The sequence below is a fragment of the Paraglaciecola sp. G1-13 genome (assembly GCF_055809255.1).
The window spans coordinates 4979821-5000096 of sequence record NZ_CM147903.1; the positions used below are offsets into that span (position 1 = coordinate 4979821).

Annotated in this window: 20 protein-coding genes; 8 read left to right on the top strand and 12 right to left on the bottom strand. The window is 45.6% G+C overall.

Features of this window, described 5'->3' with window-relative positions; translation table 11 throughout:
• Positions 1-342: 342 nt before the first annotated feature.
• Positions 343-1026, top strand: a complete 684-nt coding sequence (locus tag AC0L6N_RS21190) for a YitT family protein (protein ID WP_473477503.1) — start codon at positions 343-345, stop codon at positions 1024-1026.
• On the opposite strand, the gene AC0L6N_RS21195 is transcribed toward AC0L6N_RS21190, so the two are convergent.
• The 8 genes from AC0L6N_RS21195 to AC0L6N_RS21230 form a co-directional block, all read right to left on the bottom strand.
• Positions 1008-1427 (bottom strand): VOC family protein, encoded by a 420-nt coding sequence (locus AC0L6N_RS21195; protein WP_473477505.1) that lies wholly within the window; start codon positions 1425-1427, stop codon positions 1008-1010. The two genes, AC0L6N_RS21190 and AC0L6N_RS21195, sit on opposite strands and share 19 nt — an antisense overlap.
• Before the next feature lie 123 nt (positions 1428-1550).
• Positions 1551-2849 (bottom strand): adenylosuccinate synthase, encoded by a 1299-nt coding sequence (locus AC0L6N_RS21200; protein WP_011573151.1) that lies wholly within the window; start codon positions 2847-2849, stop codon positions 1551-1553.
• An 81-nt stretch (positions 2850-2930) separates the two neighbouring features.
• Positions 2931-3116: a DUF2065 domain-containing protein gene (locus AC0L6N_RS21205; protein WP_011573152.1), complete on the bottom strand. Its 186-nt coding sequence runs from the start codon at positions 3114-3116 to the stop codon at positions 2931-2933.
• 56 nt (positions 3117-3172) lie between these two features.
• The gene (locus AC0L6N_RS21210) at positions 3173-4672 is read right to left on the bottom strand and encodes a sensor histidine kinase (protein WP_473477508.1); all 1500 of its coding nucleotides are present in this window, start codon (positions 4670-4672) and stop codon (positions 3173-3175) included.
• On the bottom strand, positions 4672-5391 hold the full coding sequence (locus AC0L6N_RS21215) for a winged helix-turn-helix domain-containing protein (protein ID WP_473477510.1): 720 nt from the start codon (positions 5389-5391) through the stop codon (positions 4672-4674). Before AC0L6N_RS21215 ends, AC0L6N_RS21210 begins: the two co-directional genes overlap by 1 nt.
• Positions 5392-5496: 105 nt before the next feature.
• A complete protein-coding gene (locus tag AC0L6N_RS21220) occupies positions 5497-6216 on the bottom strand; it encodes a spondin domain-containing protein (RefSeq protein WP_473477511.1) in 720 nt (239 codons plus the stop codon).
• Between the two features lie 10 nt (positions 6217-6226).
• A complete protein-coding gene (locus AC0L6N_RS21225) occupies positions 6227-6931 on the bottom strand; it encodes a spondin domain-containing protein (protein ID WP_011573156.1) in 705 nt (234 codons plus the stop codon).
• 184 nt (positions 6932-7115) lie between these two features.
• On the bottom strand, positions 7116-8201 hold the full coding sequence (locus tag AC0L6N_RS21230; RefSeq protein WP_473477513.1) for a hypothetical protein: 1086 nt from the start codon (positions 8199-8201) through the stop codon (positions 7116-7118).
• A gap of 377 nt (positions 8202-8578) precedes the next feature.
• Here AC0L6N_RS21230 and AC0L6N_RS21235 point away from each other — a divergent pair, with 377 nt between their 5' ends.
• A complete protein-coding gene (locus AC0L6N_RS21235) occupies positions 8579-8800 on the top strand; it encodes a hypothetical protein (RefSeq protein ID WP_473477515.1) in 222 nt (73 codons plus the stop codon).
• Between the two features lie 85 nt (positions 8801-8885).
• On the opposite strand, the gene AC0L6N_RS21240 is transcribed toward AC0L6N_RS21235, so the two are convergent.
• Complete coding sequence (locus tag AC0L6N_RS21240) at positions 8886-9959, bottom strand: peptidase M42 (RefSeq protein ID WP_473477516.1); 1074 nt, start codon at positions 9957-9959, stop codon at positions 8886-8888.
• 81 nt (positions 9960-10040) lie between these two features.
• The gene (locus AC0L6N_RS21245) at positions 10041-10943 is read right to left on the bottom strand and encodes a phosphoribulokinase (protein WP_011573160.1); all 903 of its coding nucleotides are present in this window, start codon (positions 10941-10943) and stop codon (positions 10041-10043) included.
• A gap of 380 nt (positions 10944-11323) precedes the next feature.
• Between AC0L6N_RS21245 and ompR the strand changes: the two genes are divergently transcribed.
• Both ompR and envZ read left to right on the top strand, forming a co-directional pair.
• Positions 11324-12046, top strand: coding sequence for an osmolarity response regulator transcription factor OmpR (gene ompR, locus AC0L6N_RS21250; protein ID WP_007983803.1), 723 nt, complete (start codon positions 11324-11326; stop codon positions 12044-12046).
• Between the two features lie 25 nt (positions 12047-12071).
• Entirely contained in the window at positions 12072-13370 is a 1299-nt protein-coding gene (gene envZ / locus AC0L6N_RS21255; protein WP_011573161.1) for a two-component system sensor histidine kinase EnvZ, read from the top strand.
• A 54-nt stretch (positions 13371-13424) separates the two neighbouring features.
• On the opposite strand, the gene hslO is transcribed toward envZ, so the two are convergent.
• On the bottom strand, positions 13425-14318 hold the full coding sequence (gene hslO / locus AC0L6N_RS21260) for an Hsp33 family molecular chaperone HslO (protein ID WP_011573162.1): 894 nt from the start codon (positions 14316-14318) through the stop codon (positions 13425-13427).
• A 32-nt stretch (positions 14319-14350) separates the two neighbouring features.
• Entirely contained in the window at positions 14351-14767 is a 417-nt protein-coding gene (gene hslR, locus AC0L6N_RS21265) for a ribosome-associated heat shock protein Hsp15 (RefSeq protein WP_011573163.1), read from the bottom strand.
• 158 nt (positions 14768-14925) lie between these two features.
• On the opposite strand from hslR, the gene AC0L6N_RS21270 reads away from it, so the two are divergent.
• From AC0L6N_RS21270 to gspE, 4 genes are all read left to right on the top strand, one after another.
• Positions 14926-15621 carry an SDR family oxidoreductase gene (locus AC0L6N_RS21270; protein WP_473477518.1) on the top strand — a complete coding sequence of 232 codons (696 nt, stop codon included), beginning with the start codon at positions 14926-14928 and terminating at the stop codon, positions 15619-15621.
• Positions 15622-15717: 96 nt separating this feature from the next.
• Positions 15718-16620 carry a type II secretion system protein GspC gene (gene gspC, locus AC0L6N_RS21275; protein ID WP_473477520.1) on the top strand — a complete coding sequence of 301 codons (903 nt, stop codon included), beginning with the start codon at positions 15718-15720 and terminating at the stop codon, positions 16618-16620.
• A 5-nt stretch (positions 16621-16625) separates the two neighbouring features.
• Entirely contained in the window at positions 16626-18695 is a 2070-nt protein-coding gene (gene gspD, locus AC0L6N_RS21280) for a type II secretion system secretin GspD (RefSeq protein WP_011573166.1), read from the top strand.
• A gap of 2 nt (positions 18696-18697) precedes the next feature.
• Positions 18698-20275 (top strand): type II secretion system ATPase GspE, encoded by a 1578-nt coding sequence (gspE, locus tag AC0L6N_RS21285; RefSeq protein WP_011573167.1) that lies wholly within the window; start codon positions 18698-18700, stop codon positions 20273-20275.
• Position 20276 lies beyond the last annotated feature (1 nt).

Here is a 20276-nt window from a genome sequence, read left to right on the forward strand (position 1 = left end):
ATTAGACTGCTAAAAAAAGTGGATCCCTAGCATATCGCCAAGCAGCAGGTACGCATAGTGCAAAATTGAAACAAATATATTTAATCAATCGTTGGTTTTGCGCTTATAAACGCCCCAGATCATTTACTCACAAATATATGGCTAAACCTTCTGAATATTAATGCCTTTTTACAAGTAATATCAATAATTTACATCACATTAACCTGAGGGGCGATAAGGCTTGTGAGGGAGTGTTTTTACTGTACAATGCCGCCCCTCGAAAGCATAGACTTGCTCAAAATATATCCAGTAACGAGTTTGAAACACGTTTAGACACTGGAAGAATCTAGGAGAAATTCAAGTATGCATTCCTCAACACATCGATTTTACGAAGATGTACTGGCCATCTTAAGCGGTACGGTCTTCGTTAGCTTAGGTTTAGCCATCTTTAAAGCGTTAGGTTTATTGATTGGTGGTACGGCAGGTATTGCGCTACTGCTGAGCCAATTTGTGCCGGTTAATTTTGGTTTACTGTTCTTTCTTGTGAACTTGCCGTTTTATTACATTGCGCTGAAACAGTTAGGCTGGCGTTTTACCTTGAATACCTTTGTGACCATTTCACTGGTGTCTTTGCTGGTGGAAAACATGCACTTGTTTATATCCTTGAGTGACATTCAGCCGGTTTTTGGTGCTGTTGTAGGGGGAATGCTAATTGGTATGGGCATGCTGATTTTATTCAGGCACAAATCCAGTTTAGGTGGCCTGGGTATTTTAGCGTTTTATCTACAGGGCAGCCGAGGCATTCGCGCTGGTACGTTTCAACTGGTGGTAGATAGCCTGATTGTCGTTGGGGCGTTATTCATTATGGACCCGATTTTATTGGCCATTTCATTGGCAGGCATGGTCACAACTAACGTAATACTCGCGGTGAACCATAAACCCGGACGCTATCACAGCAACTATGCAGAAACCATGGCTGAGCTAACCTCAGAAACTGCGCAAGAAGTAAAAGCAGCACAGGTTTCAGATCAACCAGCAAATAGCTGATTCATATCATCGAACGCCTTAAACTCTAAGGCATTGCCGCAAGGGTCGAGTAAAAAAAGTGTGGCCTGTTCCCCAGGCTGCCCTTTAAAACGCACATAAGGTTCAACCACAAAACTCACTTCAGTGGCTAGTAGGCGATGCGCTAGGTCTTGCCAATCGTTCATATTAAGTACAACTCCGAAGTGCGGCACAGGCACGGCTTTCTCATCCACCTTATTGGGTGCGGGTTGGCTCGGCATTGCTGCAACTAAATGTGTGACTAATTGATGCCCAAAGAAGTTCCAATCTATCAATTGCTCTGAAGAGCGACCTTGCTCGCAACCGAGTAATTCACCATAAAATTCTTTACTGGCGACTAAGCTGGTAACGGGTATGGCTAAATGAAAAGGCATAACTGACATGGTGTTTCCTTTTGGCTGTACGTGAGCAATGTACTAACGAAAACGCGCTGGTGAAGCTATGGCAACCGCCCAGGCATAAAAAAAGCCGCTTAAAAGCGGCTTTCAGAATATAACAATTGGCTATTACACCTCAAATGGGTGACGCAGAACGATGGTTTCGTTGCGGTCAGGGCCCGTTGAGATAATATCAATGGGTACGCCCGTTAACTCTTCTAGGCGTTTGATATAGTTTTTAGCCGCTTGAGGCAAATTATCATACTCGGTCACACCGAAAGAGTTTTCACTCCAGCCCGGCATTTCTTCATACACAGGGGTGATGAGTTCATAATCATCAGCAGCCATAGGCGGTACATCTTTTACTGTGCCATCTGCATGCTTGTAACCAGTACATATGCTTAAGGTTTCTAAGCCATCCAGTACATCTAGTTTGGTTAAGCAAAAGCCAGTAATAGAGTTAATTTGCACTGCGCGTTTCATGGCAACAGCATCAAACCAACCCGTGCGACGTTTACGCCCAGTGGTTGCGCCGAATTCATGACCTTTAATGCCCAAATGCTGGCCGACATCACAACCTAATTCCGTTGGGAACGGGCCAGAACCTACACGCGTCGTGTAAGCTTTAACAATACCTAGCACATAGTCTAAATGTAGCGGGCCAAAGCCTGCCCCTGTTGCAACGCCGCCAACAGTGGTATTGCTTGAGGTGACATAAGGGTAAGTACCGTGATCAATATCAAGCAAGGTGCCTTGAGCGCCTTCGAACATTATTTCGTCACCTCGTTTACGGGCGCGATCCAATACGTCAGTTACATCAACCACCATGGCTTTTAATATGTCAGCCACGGCCAATGCATCCGCCAGTGTTTTCTCATAGCTTACTGGCTCAACTTTATAATAGTTGGTCAGCATAAAGTTATGATACTCAAGCACTTCTTTTAGCTTTACAGCGAAATCGGTAGGATTAAACAAGTCACCAACACGTAGGCCACGACGAGAGACTTTGTCTTCGTATGCCGGCCCAATACCGCGACCAGTGGTGCCGATTGGCTTGTCGCCACGGGCTTTTTCACGGGCTAAATCAAGCTCGACGTGAAAGGGGAGAATAAGTGGGCAAGCCTCACTGATACGCAAGCGCTCCTTTACCGGTACGCCGCGCTCTTCAAGCATCGCGCTTTCTTTCAGCAATGCTTCAGGGCTAAGGACAACACCGTTGCCGATAACACAGGTTACGTTTTCACGTAAAATACCAGAAGGAATGAGGTGCAAAACGGTTTTTTCGCCGTCAATGACCAGTGTATGTCCTGCGTTGTGTCCACCTTGATAACGAACAACATAGGTTGCTTTATCAGTTAAAAGATCTACAACCTTACCTTTACCCTCATCACCCCATTGGGTTCCGAGTACCACTACATTTTTAGCCATGGATTAGAGAAGTGTCAGAAAATTAGGCGGGGATCCTATCAAATTTCAAGCGGCATCTGAATACAAAAATGCGCTTAATTTTTATATCAGGAAAAACAGGCTGACGGCACCTATAGTCACAAGCACGCCACCGACGCTACGTAATTGATTTACAGGCTGTTCTAACATTTGTTGCAGGTAATTCCGCCATTTATTTGGAAACAACATAGGGCCGATGCCTTCGAGGATCAGGACTAATGCGAAGGCAATAAGGAGTGTATGCAACATAAAAACGCTCTAAAACGGAACAAGCGGCATATGATATAGCAAATTGATCCCTCACCCTAATGGGCTAATGCATGACTGTTTACCAGTGTTAACTCAAAGCTAAAGCAGGTGCCTTTGCCCAGTTTGCTTTCAACCGTTAAGTCTGAATTGAGCAGCGCCATTAGTTTTTGACAAATGGCTAAGCCTAAACCAGCGTGGCTGCAGGTGTCTTTTTCGGTGTTACTTGCTTGGTATCGCGCATCAAAAATAAAAGCGATTTCTTTGTCACTGATACCAACGCCAGTATCGCGAATATCCACCCTGAGTTTGTCGTTGTGTATCGCAACAGCTAAATCTATTTTGCCTTGTTCAGGGGTATGGCGAATGGCGTTTGCGATTAGGTTGGTCAGCACCCTTTCCAATTTACCTATGTCTGCAAAAACGTGATACTCGAAATGATTAGGAATGACGCGGATCTTTATGTTTTTGCTTTGCGCTTCTAAGGCGAACTTGGCCGCCACATCATGAAGTAGCTCCCCAAGAGGGAATGGCTCTTGATGCAAGGTGACTTGCCCGCCTTCTAAATAAGCGAGCTCGAATATTTGGTCAATAAGGTGTTTAAGGTTTTTAGCATTTTTAAGGGACACATCAACGAAATGCTCTCGGTCTTGTTTGGATAAGCTCTCACCATTTAACGCTAGGGTTTCAATATAACCCTGCAAACTGGCCAGCGGTGTGCGCAAATCATGGGATAAATCGGCTAAAAGTACACGGCGCTGGGTGTCTATTTTACTTAGCTGTTCGAACTGGTTATCGATATGCGTCAGCATATCGGTGAATGCACAGCCGAGTCGGTCAACTTCGTTGTGGCTGCTTTTATTCCACACGGCTAAATCCCGGGGTACCTGTTCACGATGAAAATCAGCTTCACGCACCTTTTCCATGTCGTCACTTAGGCGCCTCAATGGCGTGGTGAAATACTTGAACATGACCAGCAATGCGATTAGCAACAGCATTAAACCGACCACCAAGAATATAGCAATTTCACGCATGCTTTGGCTGTTCTTTAAGCTCGCCAGAATGGAGTCATAACGCTCGCCGCCGATGATGACATACAAATAACCTTGTAGTTTGTCATCGTTATAGACAGGTGCAGCGGAGAAAATTTTATGACGCCCAAGTTGCCTAGGATCATCTCCTTCAACAGGAAAGCTCCGATTGTCGCCAATCAAATGCTTAATCGGGGCAATATCCACTGATGTGGCTTTTACTTTGCCAGGTTTCGCCGAATAGGTAAGTATTTTCCCTTTCGGGTCTAGGTAGTAAAACTCAAAGTTTGGCCCCAGTATCATCAGAGAATGGAAGAGGTTTCCTAACGCGTCATAGTCATATACGCCTTCTTTTAACAGTGGGTTGTCGCGCACTAGGTGCTCGGCCAAGCCTATATGCAGTTTTTGTTCTGCTTCTTGTTGGGTTAGTTTTTGTAACTCATTAGTGGAGTAAAAGCAGGCAATCATGACCAGCATAAATACCGCCACCAGTGAAATTGCTAAACGTTGATAGAAGCAGATTTTCATTAGCCTGATACCCCTTGAGGATTAAATTTGTAGCCCACGCCCCAGACGGTTTGCACAATTTTAGGAGAGGTGGCATCGTTTTCCAGCTTGGCCCGCAGTCGATTGATATGAGAGTTGACGGTATGCTCATAGCCGCTGTGGTGATAACCCCATACCGATTCTAATAATTGGCTTCGGCTGAACACTTGGCCAGGGTGGCTGGCGAGATGATGCAGTAATTCAAACTCGGTGGCGGTTAGTACCAGTTCTTGTTCTGCTAAAAACACCTGATGGGTTTTTTGGTCTATTCGTAAATCACCTGTGTTTAACGCTTCATCAGGTTGCTGTGACGGTACGTGAGACTGGCGCAAAGCGTGCACTTTGCGTAACTGTGAACGTACCCTAGCTTGTAGCTCACGCACGCTGAACGGCTTTGTCATGTAATCATCTGCGCCTAACTCTAATCCCAGTACCCTATCGGTTTCAGAGTTTTTTGAGGTCAGCATGATGATGATTTGCATTGGGCGTTTATCACGAATTTTACGACAAATATCTAAGCCGCTCATGTTGGGTAACATGACGTCTAGTAAAATAACGTCATACTCGTTACTTAGTGCTTGGTGTAGCGCAGTTTCGCCGTCGACTTGATGATCTATTTCAACACCAAGTTCGAGTAAATTAACCCGCATTAGGTTGGCTATATCAAGGTCGTCTTCAACAATGAGGATGCTATCTGTCATAGGGAGTACCACTATTTAAAAACATATAGAGCGATAAAAAAGCGCTTATCTTTCATTCGATCAGCGCTTTTTATTTTAAACACCTATCTCCTCACGTTATTTTTGTTATTCCGTTCGCGTAATGCGCACTCGAATGACAGGGTTGTCGAACTTGTGTTCAACCGTTAAAGCTGAGGTACTTAAGCCATCGTCAACACTAACCACACCTGGATGCATGGAGATAAAGCCAGTGTCATCACGGGTAGGGTTAAAGCCTTCACCGCTTGCAGCTGGGCCTGGCACAGTTGCTGCACTTTCGGTGTTTTTCTCAGTGCCTGCATCATATGCAGGGCGGTTGCTTGTCCAGCTGTCACCTACCTCCAATTGAGACAAATCCCATGCATTTAAGCCGGTAAATGCATCATTGGTATTGCCTAGCATTGCCGCGATAGTCAACTTAGCATCAGTGATGTCTTGGATGGTGACACTGATAGTTTGCTGGTCGCCAGGCATGATTGGGCCTTCGCCACCGGCACTTGTCATCCCTAGGGTGAGGAATGACTCAGAGTCGCCGACTTCTGCGATTCGCTCTAACTCAACAGAAGGTACCTGACCTACTGCCCATAAATTGCCATCGGCGTGAAGAACAATCGCGGGAGGTGATACAGGTTGTCCGTTGGTTAGGTTGATAACCGTTACGTCGTAGCTCACGTCAACGGGCGTAGGCACCGGGGCGGGGACTTCAACTTCAACAATCACTTCTTTGGTGTCGTCGCCACAGGCGCTAAGCGCTAATGGCAAAGCCAGCAGAGCGGCTTTCTTATAATGTCTGATTAAATTTGGCATAACAGTCTCCTTATCTGACGGTTACTGTTACTTTTGCGACCGGGTTTAACCAGCGGTGCACGCTATTGTTTACATCGCTTGTGCCATCGGTCATTGAATCGTCACCAATGTTGCCGCGGTGAATATGCACAGTAGCATTGGTATCGGCACCAGCTACTCCGCTACCGCCCGTGCCAAGTAACGGGTCTAACGGTGGTGGAACAGGCATGCCTGGCATACCTGGTGCGCCGCTGCCGCGTAGTTCGTCATTGGCTTCTGTACCCGCATCATATGCATTTAGAAATACAGTATAAGTGCCTGCTTCGGTTGGGATTTCCCAATTATCGAGCCCAACGAAGCCATCGTTAGAAGGTAAAACCATGGCCACCACAGACAACATGACGTTACCGTCTGTGGTCATTACATCCCCAGAGGCGCTCATTGTTGGGGCAAGTAATCCGCCTGCAGGGTTGGCGATCATGTCAGCACTAGCAGCGGTAGCGACTGTGGTGATTCCGTCGATGCTGCCGCCCTCAGCCATCATCTGTAATTCTGTACTGGCGGCTTCGCCTACTTCAAACAAGCTGACATCTGGGGTATGAACAACTGCCGCTATGGGAGTGAAATATAAACCGTGGGTTAAATTTTGTACTTCGACACTGATGTCGGCGGCCAAGCTTTGTTGGCTTGATAACGCTAGCATTGCTGCCGCAGATAGAATAGTTGTGCGCTTCATGATCGTTCCTCAATAGTGAATTTGTGTTAATGCACAATCAATATTGCGAGGTAAATATCCCGAAAGTATCACGGAAAAAACACGATTTTGTTCTACTGGTCAAACAATGAATATTTCTTAAAAAAGGCAAATTGAGGTGGGTTAGAAGGGCAAAAGATGCCCCTACATGTGACTGAATAACGGTTTACGATTGATGGGGAATTGCCGGTTCAGGCTCTATTGTTGGAGCTAATTTAGCAGGCGCTCCCTCTGGAGACTGCGCTGGTGACGACAGAGGTACCGCGGGGGTGTCCTGTTTAGGCGTTGGCGCTACAGGCTTAAGTTTGGGTTTAACTTTGATTGACTTCTTCATTTGTTTTCTAACGGGAATTTTCTTCGCTTTGTCTAGTTGGATACTGTAACCATTACCACCAATGCCATTAAAGACCTCGTCAGTGAAAATAATAGTATTGTTGTCAGCAGCAAATGTAACGGCTTCCTTTTGCGTGACTATGCCTAAATCAATTTGATAAGCGTCGCCAGAAAAGAAGTCATCGCCTTTCCAATTTTCGAACAACCACAAACGCTCTGAATCGAGCAATACCAGTTTGGTGCGGTCTGGGCTAAGCGCAGCTGAAGTCACCCAGCACAGTTCTTTTATGATGGTACAGGTCGAAAATTCATTAATGTATTCTGCGTCAAAATTGGCTGCGTGATCTCCAATTTTGTAAATGCGTGTTTTCCCGTCAAAAGGGCTCGTACGATTTTTGGTGAACAGATACAAATTGCGCTTAAAATAGATAAAGGCTTCAACATCGTAATGTACATTTTTACGCGGTTTTTCACCTTTTATGGCCTTGAATTTGGGGTAGGTAAACTTAATGATTTCGGCAGTGGTGGTATCTCCTTTTATGTCGATAGGATTTTCAATTTTGTAGATGGTTAACCATTCTCGATCATTGTCGTTGTTGCCAAAATCACCAATAAAAAAGTGGCCAAAATAGTCTTGGGTCATGTCTTCCCAGTCAGAATTTTTGGCATTAGTGATTTTGATGCTACGGACGATGTCACCTGTATCGTCAAGTTGATACAAGCGCGGCTCATCTCCGCCATCATTAATTGCCCACAAACGCTGCCTTTTATCGAACTCAATACCAGAAATTTCTTTTAAGCGGCTATCAAAACTGATGAATTTAACACTATTGAGCAACCACACGCGGTAACCTTGTACTGCAATGAATATGGCTGTAGTCGCCAATACGAGATAAGTAATAGATTTTTTGGTCAGCATGAAAAATAGTAGAGTTTGAGTGTTGGGCTAAGTATACCGCTATAGGCCCAAAAAAGGTGCCTATATTCCTTAGCAAAGTGCAAAAAAGTGTTACTTGCTAGTGACACCTTTTGAAAGCCGTGATTAAGTGGCTAATATGTCGTTAAACTGCGACAGAATCTGACTATATTAGGCGGTGTTCAAGTAAATCTAAGTTATTGAAAATTATGATTTTTAAAAGTCATTATTTGAGCTGTTAATTATTTTCAATATCAAGGTTAAATTTTCTTGACGAGATTTGAAATTGGGCGTAAAAATCCGCCGATTGCAGACAAAAATTGCTGCAAGAAATAAGCGTTTCTATCGCCGTAAGGCATCCTTATTTTGGTGAGGAATTTATGAAATTTTTACTAGGATTGATATTATCACTGACATTGTTCGGTGCGGTTGCTGATGAAGGCGACGTTGCCGATGCAGCATTGATTGCAGAGTTAAAACAGTATTGTAATGACATTGCTGAAGAAGACGGTACAGGCGGACAAAACCTAAATACGTTTTTGCTTGAATGTGTAAACAACGAGCTGACAAATGAAGGTTACCAAAAAGTAGAAAAAATCTAAGCCAATCCTTGGCAAACAACATATTAGCCACGTCATAAGACGTGGCTATCTAGTTTGTGCGTTATCTCATTATTCTTGTCGCTGTTTATCCATTCGCCAGTACCGCTAGCATACGCAAAAAGCCTGCAACAGAAGACAATGGCGCGGACTCCTGCATGGTGTGGTAGCCCGAAGATGGAATTTGTAAGGTTGTGCCGTCTACCAGGCCATTAGAAGCAGATATTATACGGCCTAACTCCGTGGCACCGAGGGAATAAGGAGCGTCGCCATTGGCGATGAGCTTAGCATTTTGCGCTTCTACGTAAGTGTCTTTAAATTGATAACTCAGGCCCAAATTTTGACATTCAGCCATCAAACGTTCGGTTAAACGCGGGTTAAATACAGCATTGGCGTCTTTGTGGCGCAATATAAGGTTCTGCTGTGCTGCACTAGGTAAATCCGGGTAGGGGCTGGTATCAACGACAATTAACTGGTTAGTCGAGCCGCCGAAACGTCTGAACCATTCCAACAAATAACGCCAACTTTTTCCGGCTTCTTCTTGAGCTGTAAAAAAAGCGGTTCCTTGGAATCCACCTTCGAATAAATGCACAAGAGCGGCTGTGGTCAATATATTATCGAGTTGGCCTACTAGCGCTTGATCTGTAATGCTGAGTTTGTCAGTAAACGCTACAGGTGTGCCCGCGACAACGTGTTCTAAGCCATCGACTTCAAAAATTAGGTTATTGCGATTCTCACAGATATAGGCTCCTTTGATGGTGCCGCGCCCACGATATGCACCGGACCAAGGCTCGTAAGCATAAACCGATTCATCATCGAAACGGTCGACTATTTTACGCATCAAGCTCTCGCTGACAGAGTTGCCTAGCAAGTCAGAGCGAGCACCCGCCACAAAAGCAGCGTACTGGAATTCATTTGGGCCAGTGCAGACTAAACCATGGCGGTCAATATGCGCCGAAAACATCATGCTATCCGGGGCGTTGCCCTGAGCCACAAGCAAGCCTTCATACCAAGTCACTTTTGCACCTCGTTCTTCTAATTCACGTTGCAACACGCGAAAAAATGAATGCTCTGCGCCGACCACACTGGGGCTGCGCATTAGGCTGCTGAGCAATTCAATAAAACTGGCTGGCAAATCGACTTGGGCAAAAGGGTGGGGCATAACGTACGACCTGATTTTGGTTTGCCTGTAGGGCAACTAAATGAATAAGGTTGCGTTATACCATGTTAATTGCTCAATGGATTATTTATCTGAGACCCAGTCCATTTGAAAACCCGCTCGGCGTTTTTTGTCGAGGATCTCTTCTAATAAAGGCGTGAGGATGAGCTCCATGGCCAAGCCCATTTTACCACCTGGCACCACTAAGGTGTTGATACGAGACATAAAAGCACCGTCGATCATCTGCAGTAAGTAGGGGTAATTAACGGTTTTCATTTCTCGGCGAAAACGCACAACAACAAAGCTTTCGTCTTGGCTGGGAATTTCCCGGGCGCTAAAGGGGTTTGAAGTATCAACTGTTGGTACACGTTGAAAATTTACATGGGTACGAGAAAACTGCGGTGTAATATATTGAAAGTAATCGTCTAGGCTGCGCACTATGCTGCTCATGACGGCTTCTCGTGAATGCCCACGCTCTGCAGTATCGCGCACTATTTTCTGGATCCATTCTAAATTTACGATGGGCACCATGCCGACCAATAAGTCTACGTGGGTTGCAACGTCGGCCTCTTCCGTGACTACGCCACCATGTAAGCCTTCATAAAATAACACGTCGGTATTGGTTGGCAGTTCTTGCCACGGCGTAAAGGTACCGGGCATTTGATTAAACGGCACCGCTTCGTCAAACGAATGCAAATAGTGGCGGTGTTTGCCTTTACCCGTTTCAGCATATTCACTGAACAATTGTTCGAGCATCACGAAATCATTGGCTTTGGGGCCAAAATAGCTAATGTGTCGCCCTTGTTCTTGGGCTTTACGAATTTCGACTTCCATCTCTGGGCGTGTAAAACGGTGAAAGCTATCACCAGCCACAACAGCAGCATTCACCGACAAATTACGAAAGATATGGCGGATCGCATTGGTGGTTGAAGTGGTGCCAGCCCCAGAAGAACCAGTGATTGCAATAATTGGGTGTTTTACAGACATGTAGGTTTCTTGATGGAAAAAATGAGTACCATTTAAATGCAAGCGGCTAGTTAGGGTCAAGCGCTATTCTTATTTAGTTATAAATACTGGCGTTGCATAAGACAGTGTTTGCCTTGTGCGAAAGCGAGCTAGGCGTATGTCAACGCGAGTTAGTACGTGGTGTTTTTTTCACATAGATTGTTTTGCTAGGTTGAGCAGTTCAAATAAACTAACGGATTGCGTCACGACTAAAAATGTAACACTACATCGCTACATAGCTGATGTGACGTGCGTCACGGGACAAACTTTGTAACAAACCAAAATGCTGCAAATCCAGAGGATGCTTTGGAATTTCAGCGCTTTACCTTATAGTGGCTGTACTGTGATAAAGGGATCCGATAATGGGACAAGAAACCACAAAAATTTTAGTAGTAGACGATGATATGCGTTTACGCAGCTTGCTTGAACGCTATTTGGTCGAGCAGGGTTATCAGGTGCGAGCGGCTGCCAATGCAGAACAAATGGATCGCATGCTAGAACGTGAGAATTTCCATTTAATGGTACTTGATTTGATGTTGCCTGGGGAAGATGGCTTGTCTATTTGCCGCCGCTTACGTCAAAAAGAAAATGAAATTCCTATTGTGATGCTAACGGCCAAAGGCGATGAAGTTGATCGTATTATCGGTCTTGAAATGGGCGCAGATGATTATTTACCCAAGCCCTTCAACCCTCGTGAGTTATTGGCTCGGGTGAAAGCGGTGTTACGCCGAAAAGTCGTTGAAGCACCTGGTGCGCCGTCTCACGCTGAGCAAATTGTTGAGTTTGGCAAGTTCAAATTGAATTTGGGCACGCGTGAAATGTCGAGTGAAGGTACGCCAATGACATTGACCAGTGGCGAGTTCGCTGTGCTTAAATCTTTGGTCACTCATCCTCGCGAGCCGTTATCGCGGGATAAATTAATGAACTTAGCGCGTGGCCGTGATTACAGCGCACTCGAGCGTAGCATCGACGTGCAAGTATCTCGTTTACGCCGCATGCTTGAAGAAGACCCTGCAAACCCGCGTTACATTCAGACCGTGTGGGGCCTAGGTTACGTTTTTGTACCAGACGGTGGTGGAGCCTAGCCGTCGCTAGCGTAGTCAATAGAACGTGAGATTCCTTCCTAAAAGTGCTTTCGGGCAAACGGTACTGCTGATTGGTATGTTGTTGCTGATCAATCAAGTGGTATCGTATCTGTCTGTGACCTACTACTTCATCCGCCCCAGTTACCAGCAAATCAATAATTTGTTGGCCACCCAGATCAACCTCGTCTTTATCGAAGAAATCGACCATAAAGATCCCGAGCTGCATAAACGCTTTTTTGCCGCGACTGGCATGCGCTTATTGAGTAATGAAAAAGCGCAAGAGGAAGGGGTAGAGCAGGCGATTTATTATCCTTATTTGTCGCGCCAAATGAGTTTGAAACTCGGCGGCGAAGCGGAAGTACGTATTACTCAGGGGAATCCGTATTTGGTCTGGGTTAAACCGCCACAAGATCCTAGCGTCTGGGTCACTATTCCGATGCTAAGCCACGGTGAGTCAGACATTTCGCCATTGACCATTTACTTGCTGGTGATCGGTATTTTGAGTGTCGCGGGCGGTTGGATATTCGTGCGCAGGCTGAATAAACCATTACAAGCCTTGCAACATGCGGCTATTGAAGTAGGGCGAGGAAATATACCGCCGCCGCTCGAAGCGCAAGGCTCAACTGAATTAATGGCTGTTACTCAGGCATTTAATCAAATGGCCAAGGGAATAAAGCAACTTGAAGATGACAGGGCGCTGTTAACGGCCGGTATCTCTCATGATTTACGCACACCCTTGACCCGCATTCGTTTAGCCACTGAAATGCTCCCTGAAGCCCAAGATTGGCTAAAAGAGGGCATAGTAAACGACATTGAAGACATGAACGAAATTATTGATCAGTTCATTAATTATGTGCGTCAAGATCAACAAGAAAGCATGGTTGGCGTGGACGTCAACGATCTTATCCGTGATGCAGTTCAAGTACGCAACATTGAAGAGCACCACAATATCCACTTACACCTAAAACCTATCCCTACCGCTTGTATGCGCAGGGTCGCGCTTAAGCGGGTGTTAGATAATCTGATTGAAAATGCTTTTCGCTATGGTAGCGAAGACATTGAAATTCGCTCTGGTTACGATAAGGCGCGTAATTTGCTGTTTTTCTCGATCCGAGATTTCGGTCCAGGTATTCCTGATACGCAAATCGAAGGTTTGTTCAAACCTTTCACTCAAGGCGATAAGGCCAGAGGCAGTTTGGGCTCAGGGTTAGGGCTTGCCATTATCAAGCGAATTGTCGATATGCACAGCGGCGAAGTGACATTAAAAAACCACCCTGAAGGTGGTTTGATCGCCAGTATTTTTATTCCCCACACTTGCCCTTAACGAACAAGGGCAAGTAGGGTTTACGCATGTAAGCCTGATTGCTTGGGCTTGCAATTATTGGTCGTTTTGAGTGTCCATCGCAAACGTGCCCGCGTGAATTGCGTGTACGTCAATTTCATCAAAGCGATACTCACGATGACAATATTGGCAGTTCATTTTGATAGCGCCTTCAGTGGCAACAATATCCAATAATTCCGCTTTTTCCACTGCAGCTAATGCATTCGCGCTACGTTCTCGGCTGCAACTGCATTTAAAAATAATGTCAGCTGGCGGGTAAACTTCAATCTCTTCCTGATGGTAAAGGCGATAAAGAATATCTTCAGCGGGTAAGCTAAACAGTTCTTCATTTTTAATGGTTTCAGTCAGCTTCGCTAAATGCTCGAATCCGGTGTCGGTGGTTGCTGTCGCCTGACTGCTGGTGGGCAAAATTTGCAAGAACATGCCACAGGCCTTTGCGCCGCTATCCGTCTGTTGGGTGCGCAAAATGACTTTGGTCGCAAGTTGCTCTGATTGTTGAAAATAGCTCTCAATGCATTCTGCTAAGGTCGGTTTATCTAGCGCCACCATTCCCTGATAACGCTCACCGTCTTCAGGGGTGATAGTGATCACTAAAATACCTTTTGTAAACAGCTGACTAAAGTCAGTAGGTAATTCAGCCAACGACTCATCCCATCGCGCTACGCCACGTAACTGCTGATCATGAGTACCGTTGATAACGGCGTAGTTTACCGGGCCATCGCTTTGTAATTGCAGGGCAATATCCCCTTCAAATTTCAATGTGGCAGTCAGTAGTGATGTGGCTGCCATTAATTCACCAAGTAGTTTCTGGATGACAGGTGGGTAAGCGTAAGAATCCAAAATAGATTGGTAGCTGTTTTCTAATCTAACGAGCTCACCACGCACATGAGCTTGGTTGAAAAGGTAACGATGCAATTGGTCAAAAGACATAATAATTTCTCTATGTAGCAGCTTTTCGCTGATTACTGGTGTTTAAGTTGGATAATTTGTCGGCGTTGTTTCTTGTCAGGGCGCTGATCAGGCTTGGGGCTATGAAAAGCACTTAACTTTCGCATCTCAGCATTTTTTTCACGTTGTGCGAGGCTTTCCGGGGTTTCCTCGAACATCCGCTGGGCTAACGGAGCAGAACGACGATGTTCGGCTAATTCTACCACGATGATCTCTTTTACATCGTATCCTTGGGGAACTTTTATTGTAACTTTGAGCTCTACCGCCTTGCTAGGTTTACACCGTTGGCCATTGTAACTGACCTTGCCTGACATCACCGCTTCTCTGGCGAGAGCACGTGTTTTAAAAAAGCGCGCAGCCCAAAGCCATTTATCTAAGCGAACACTTTGTTCTGTAAAAGAATTTTTGCTGTTTTGCATGTTGTTTGGCATAAAGAGTGGCCGATATGTAATATTTTCGTAACGAATGCTTAATAGAGTTGTGACCCCGATGGCGACTCGTTATCATTGGTGGAAAGAAATTTAAAAATAATAATAAAATATAAGTGGTTTATGTTACGCCCACAGCCCCTAAAAGGAAAATTTAACCGATGAAAACTGTGCTTGTCACAGGCGCTAACCGTGGTTTGGGTTTAGGGCTATGCCAGCAATATTTTTCACAAGGGGATGTGGTTATCGGCGTCTGCCGTGCAAGTGCTGATCAAACAGACTTACTCGCGTTAAAAGCGCAAAATGAAGATAGGATGCACATCATGCACGCTGATCTTCATTCACAGGCGTCAATCGAGCAGTTGGCAGAGCGTGTGCAAGATCAGTTCAAAATTGATGTGCTGATTAATAATGCCGGTGTGAGCGCCAACGAACCCCTAGGTGAATGGACGCAGACAGCCTTTATGGATAATTTTCTGGTTAACAGTGTGGCGCCCAGCTTAATGTGCCAAGCATTGCACGATACGTTAACCTCACAAGCGCGCGTTATTCAGTTATCCTCAGGGGTTGCCTCTATCGCCCAAAGTGACAAGTTTGCTCAAGCACCGTTAGACGCTTACGCCATGAGTAAGGCGGCGTTGAATATGTTTACGCGTCGTTTTGCAATCCAGCATCAGGCTAGCCAGCAAGTTATTTGCGCGCTAAGCCCAGGTTGGGTTCAAACTGATATGGGTGGACAAGATGCAACAAGTACAGTACAAAATGCGTCGCGAAAAATAGTTACCTTAATTGAGCGGTTAACCATAGCGGATACCGGACATTTTTTTGATGAAAATGGGGTGCAGCTCCCATGGTAAAGGATTTAGTGCGTACACGCCTGAGTATGGCTCAGCCGATGATTTATAAGATTCAACTACGAGAAAAGAACTATCACTAATTATAATTTCAATCACTTGTGGCTAAGCTTAATTAAGTACCAGCAGCTGATAAATCGCGTTGTTGTGGCGGTATTAGTGATTTTCTTATTGGCCTATTTAGCCGAGTTGACCTGGCGCTTATGGCCCAAAAGCGAATTGGCACATAATGATGCGCCATTAACGCGTCTTGCCCCGATAGCCTCAGGCAATAATTCCACTCTCAATTTGAACGCCGTAAAACGACTTAATTTATTTGGCGATTTTCAAGCCTCTCCGGTGGCTGAGCAAACCGTTACTGATGCACCTGAAACAAAATTAAACCTGACACTGACTGGTGTAGTCACCAGCTCAGTGCAAGAGCAAGGTGCCGCTATTATTGAAAACCGAGGTAGTCAAGACACCTACGGCCTAGGCGAAAAGATCATTGGCACCAATGCTACGTTACGTGAAGTGTTTCGTGACCGAGTCATTATCCGTAATGGTGTGGTAAATGAGACCCTTATGTTAGATGGTGTTGATTTTGATGAAGCCAATAAAAAACGCACGATTACCCCTCGTCGTCCTGCACCTGCAATTTCTCCCTCGCCGATACAAGATAACGTGATTACTTTATCTGATGACGTGATAGATGCCACGCGTATGCTTCAGCAGCAACCCGCTAATTTTACTGAGTTTATCTCGGTCGCTCCCCATAGCGCCGATGGTGAGTTACAAGGCTATCGCGTCAGTCCAGGTAAAAAGCCTGCGCTGTTTAAAGCGGCAGGTTTGCAAAGTGGTGATGTCATTACCGATATCAATGGTTTGAATTTAACCGATCCTCAGCAAGCTGTTGAGGCCATGGGCGAATTGCGCGGTGCGCAATCCTTACAAATTACCGTCAGCCGAGACAACGATTTGCTGACCTTGTTTTTAGAATTACCCGATGCGGAACAGGAATAACTAGAATGAATTTTATCCAGCGAACAAGCCGTAATATTTTACCCAGCTTGTGCCTTATTATTGGGGCCGCATTTTTCTCTGCGTCAACTTTTGTAGCAGCCAACGAATACTCACCTAACTTTAAAAATACTGATATCGGTGAATTCATTAATATTGTGGGTAAAAACCTCAAAAAGACCATCATTGTTGACCCCAATGTGCGCGGCAAAATATCTGTTCGCAGTTACGATCTGTTAAACGAGGAACAGTATTACCAGTTCTTTTTAAACGTGTTGCAAGTGTATGGCTATGCCGTGGTTGAAATGCCGACGGGTATAGTCAAAGTGGTACGTTCAAAAGACGCAAAAACGTCAAACTTGCCCGTTGTTGAGGGCACACCGTTCGACGGTGATGAAATGATCACCCGAGTAATGCCGGTATATAATGTACCGGTACGGGAACTTGCTCCTATTTTGCGTCAGCTAAATGACCAAGCAGGTGGCGGCAACGTTGTCAGCCATGATGCATCAAACGTAATGATGCTTACGGGGCGAGCAGCAGTGGTCAATCGGTTGGTGGAAATCATTGAGCGGGTAGATAAAGCCGGCGATGAAGAAGTGGAAATCGTGAAGCTAAAATTCGCGTCGGCCACGGAATTAGTGCGCATTATCGAGAGTATTAATAAAACTACGGGAAAAGCCAGCGCAAGTGGCAAAGACGCTCCTCGCGTAGTGGCGGATGACAGAACAAACAGTATTATGGTCAGTGGTGATATCAAAGCGCGCCAGCGAATCGTGAATTTGATTGAACGCATGGATCAAGAATTAGAAACCAGCGGCAATACGCGAGTTATCTTCCTCAAATATTCCAAAGCAGAAGAACTCGTCAAAGTATTGCAAGGGGTTAGCGCCAGCATTCAAGCCGAAGAGCAAGGTGCGGCGAAATCAACTAGTAAAGCGGCGCGTGATATCAGTATTGAAGCCCACGAAGATTCCAATGCCCTCGTTATCACCGCCCAGCCAGATATGATGCGTTCATTAGAAGACGTTATCCGCCAACTAGATATCCGCCGCGCACAAGTACAAGTGGAAGCGATAATCGTGGAAGTGTTTGAAGGCGACGGCACCACGGTTGGTGTGCAATGGGCAAGTGAGAAATACGGTGCGCAGCAGTTTAGCAATGGTAACGTGGTAGGCATTGGCTCATTAGCCGTTGCCGCAGAACAAGCAGAAGATACAACGACAACCACAGTTGGTTTTGATGATGATGGCGACCCGTACTCATTTGATGAAACAACAGAAGGAGACTACACCGCCCTAGCTTCACTGCTTGGTGGCGTAAATGGTTTCTTGGTGGGGGCAGTAAAAGATGGTTGGGGCGCAGTGCTGCAAGCGGTAAGCACAGATACTAACTCTAACGTACTGTCTACCCCGCATTTAACGACCCTTGATAATGAAGAGGCCTTCTTTATTGTGGGTCAAGAAGTACCGATTATCACAGGCTCCACAACCGGTTCGAATAACACCAATCCATTTCAGTCTGTAGAGCGTCAAGAAATAGGTATTAAGCTTAAAGTTACCCCACAAATCAACGAAGGTAACGCAGTACAACTGCTTATAGAGCAAGAGGTATCGAGTATTAGCGGCGCAACCTCAGTGGATATTCTGATCAACAAACGTGAGATCAAAACCACCGTTATAGTGGACGATGGAGGCACGATTGTACTGGGTGGATTAATTGATGATGATGTGCAAGAGAGCGTGTCTAAGGTGCCTATTTTGGGTGATATCCCTTATCTTGGTAACTTGTTTAAGTCGACCACTACCAGTAAATCTAAACGTAACTTGATGGTGTTTATTCGTCCTACGATTATTCGCGATGGGGTAACAGCCAGCGATATTAGTCGTAAAAAGTACAATTACATTCGCGCCGAGCAGCTTAAGCGCCAGTCAGAGGGCATCCCGTTAATGCCATTTTCTGAAAACCCAGCGTTACCAGAATGGGACGATGGCTTAGCTTTGCCGCCTTCCTATGGCGAGTATATGGAAAAAAGAGCGCAATCTGAAAAAGCCGCGCAGCAAAAGGATGATGAGTAGCCATGAGCTCTGATTCAACGATCACAGAGTCAATAAGTACTGTGGAAGCCGAAGAGCAGGCCCTCGTTGCTGCGGGCACAGATGTAGATGCCCCCATAGAAGATGCTGAACACAAGCAGCTTGCGTTCAGTTTTGCTAAGCGCCATAAAGTGCTGCTAGAAACCGCGGAAACGCCTGCACTGCTTTATCATACCAATGAGACAGACTTTGCTATTTTTGCTGAAGTCAGGCGCTTTTTGGGTCAGCCTTTTCAATTGCGAGAAATTGAAAGCGGCCAGTTTGAAACGTTACTGACTAGCGCATTTCAGCGCGACTCGTCAGCGGCTAAACAGCTAATGGAAGATATTGGCAACGAAAGTGATTTATTTGCGCTTGCCGAAGAGTTACCTGACACAGAAGACTTGTTAGAAAGTGAAGATGATGCACCGATCATCAAATTGATTAACGCCATGTTGGGCGAAGCCATCAAAGAAGGCGCATCTGATATTCATATTGAAACCTTTGAAACCCAGTTGTTGGTGCGCTTTAGGGTTGACGGTGTATTACGAGAAATTTTAAAACCGAATCGTAAGATGGCTTCAATGTTGGTGTCTCGTATTAAGGTTATGTCGAAAATGGACATTGCCGAGAAGCGTGTTCCCCAAGATGGACGCATTACCTTACGCATTGCCGGTCGAGCGGTTGATGTGCGGGTATCGACCATGCCATCAAGCCACGGTGAGCGCGTGGTGCTGCGTTTGCTTGATAAGAATAATGTACGCTTGAATCTTGAAGATCTAGGGATGACCAAAGTTAACCGCGGGCATTTCTCCGGTCTTATTCGTAAGCCCCATGGCATTATTTTGGTGACTGGCCCTACAGGTTCTGGTAAATCCACAACCTTGTATGCGGGATTAAGCGAAATCAACTCAAAAGATCGTAATATTCTTACCGTTGAAGACCCAATAGAATTTGATTTACAAGGCATAGGGCAAACCCAAGTCAATGCTAAAGTCGACATGACATTCGCACGGGGCCTGAGGGCGATTTTACGTCAGGATCCTGATGTGGTTATGGTTGGGGAAATCCGAGACTTAGAAACCGCGCAAATTGGTGTGCAAGCCAGTTTAACAGGCCATTTGGTGATGTCGACACTGCATACCAATACCGCTGCAGGGGCAATTACGCGCTTGGAAGATATGGGCATAGAGCCATTCTTGTTGTCGTCTAGTTTATTGGCTGTTTTATCACAGCGCTTAGTAAGAACCTTGTGCCCACAATGTAAAACCACCCACGAACCTAGCGCCCAAGAGTGCAGTATTTTAGGTGTGGCTATTGGCAGCGAAGCCAGTCATCAGGTGTGTCGACCTAAAGGTTGCGCGGCGTGCAACCATACTGGTTATCGCGGGCGTACCGGTATTCACGAATTATTGATTGTCGATGAAGGCATACGCGAGCTGATCCATAACGGTCACGGCGAGCAAGCTATTGAAAAATACATACGTCAAAATACGCCTAGCATTCGTGATGATGGTTGTCGAAAAGTCTTGAGCGGAGAAACTTCACTAGAAGAAGTCCTGCGTGTAACGCGAGAAGACTAGA

Excerpts from the sequence above, each read along its gene's own strand:
- AC0L6N_RS21190 (WP_473477503.1), top strand. The coding sequence starts at position 343 with ATGCATTCCTCAACACATCGATTTTACGAAGATGTACTGGCCATCTTA.
- AC0L6N_RS21195 (WP_473477505.1), bottom strand. The coding sequence starts at position 1,427 with ATGTCAGTTATGCCTTTTCATTTAGCCATACCCGTTACCAGCTTAGTC.
- AC0L6N_RS21200 (WP_011573151.1), bottom strand. The coding sequence starts at position 2,849 with ATGGCTAAAAATGTAGTGGTACTCGGAACCCAATGGGGTGATGAGGGT.
- AC0L6N_RS21205 (WP_011573152.1), bottom strand. The coding sequence starts at position 3,116 with ATGTTGCATACACTCCTTATTGCCTTCGCATTAGTCCTGATCCTCGAA.
- AC0L6N_RS21210 (WP_473477508.1), bottom strand. The coding sequence starts at position 4,672 with ATGAAAATCTGCTTCTATCAACGTTTAGCAATTTCACTGGTGGCGGTA.
- AC0L6N_RS21215 (WP_473477510.1), bottom strand. The coding sequence starts at position 5,391 with ATGACAGATAGCATCCTCATTGTTGAAGACGACCTTGATATAGCCAAC.
- AC0L6N_RS21220 (WP_473477511.1), bottom strand. The coding sequence starts at position 6,216 with ATGCCAAATTTAATCAGACATTATAAGAAAGCCGCTCTGCTGGCTTTG.
- AC0L6N_RS21225 (WP_011573156.1), bottom strand. The coding sequence starts at position 6,931 with ATGAAGCGCACAACTATTCTATCTGCGGCAGCAATGCTAGCGTTATCA.
- AC0L6N_RS21230 (WP_473477513.1), bottom strand. The coding sequence starts at position 8,201 with ATGCTGACCAAAAAATCTATTACTTATCTCGTATTGGCGACTACAGCC.
- AC0L6N_RS21235 (WP_473477515.1), top strand. The coding sequence starts at position 8,579 with ATGAAATTTTTACTAGGATTGATATTATCACTGACATTGTTCGGTGCG.
- AC0L6N_RS21240 (WP_473477516.1), bottom strand. The coding sequence starts at position 9,959 with ATGCCCCACCCTTTTGCCCAAGTCGATTTGCCAGCCAGTTTTATTGAA.
- AC0L6N_RS21245 (WP_011573160.1), bottom strand. The coding sequence starts at position 10,943 with ATGTCTGTAAAACACCCAATTATTGCAATCACTGGTTCTTCTGGGGCT.
- ompR (WP_007983803.1), top strand. The coding sequence starts at position 11,324 with ATGGGACAAGAAACCACAAAAATTTTAGTAGTAGACGATGATATGCGT.
- hslO (WP_011573162.1), bottom strand. The coding sequence starts at position 14,318 with ATGTCTTTTGACCAATTGCATCGTTACCTTTTCAACCAAGCTCATGTG.
- hslR (WP_011573163.1), bottom strand. The coding sequence starts at position 14,767 with ATGCCAAACAACATGCAAAACAGCAAAAATTCTTTTACAGAACAAAGT.
- AC0L6N_RS21270 (WP_473477518.1), top strand. The coding sequence starts at position 14,926 with ATGAAAACTGTGCTTGTCACAGGCGCTAACCGTGGTTTGGGTTTAGGG.
- gspD (WP_011573166.1), top strand. The coding sequence starts at position 16,626 with ATGAATTTTATCCAGCGAACAAGCCGTAATATTTTACCCAGCTTGTGC.
- gspE (WP_011573167.1), top strand. The coding sequence starts at position 18,698 with ATGAGCTCTGATTCAACGATCACAGAGTCAATAAGTACTGTGGAAGCC.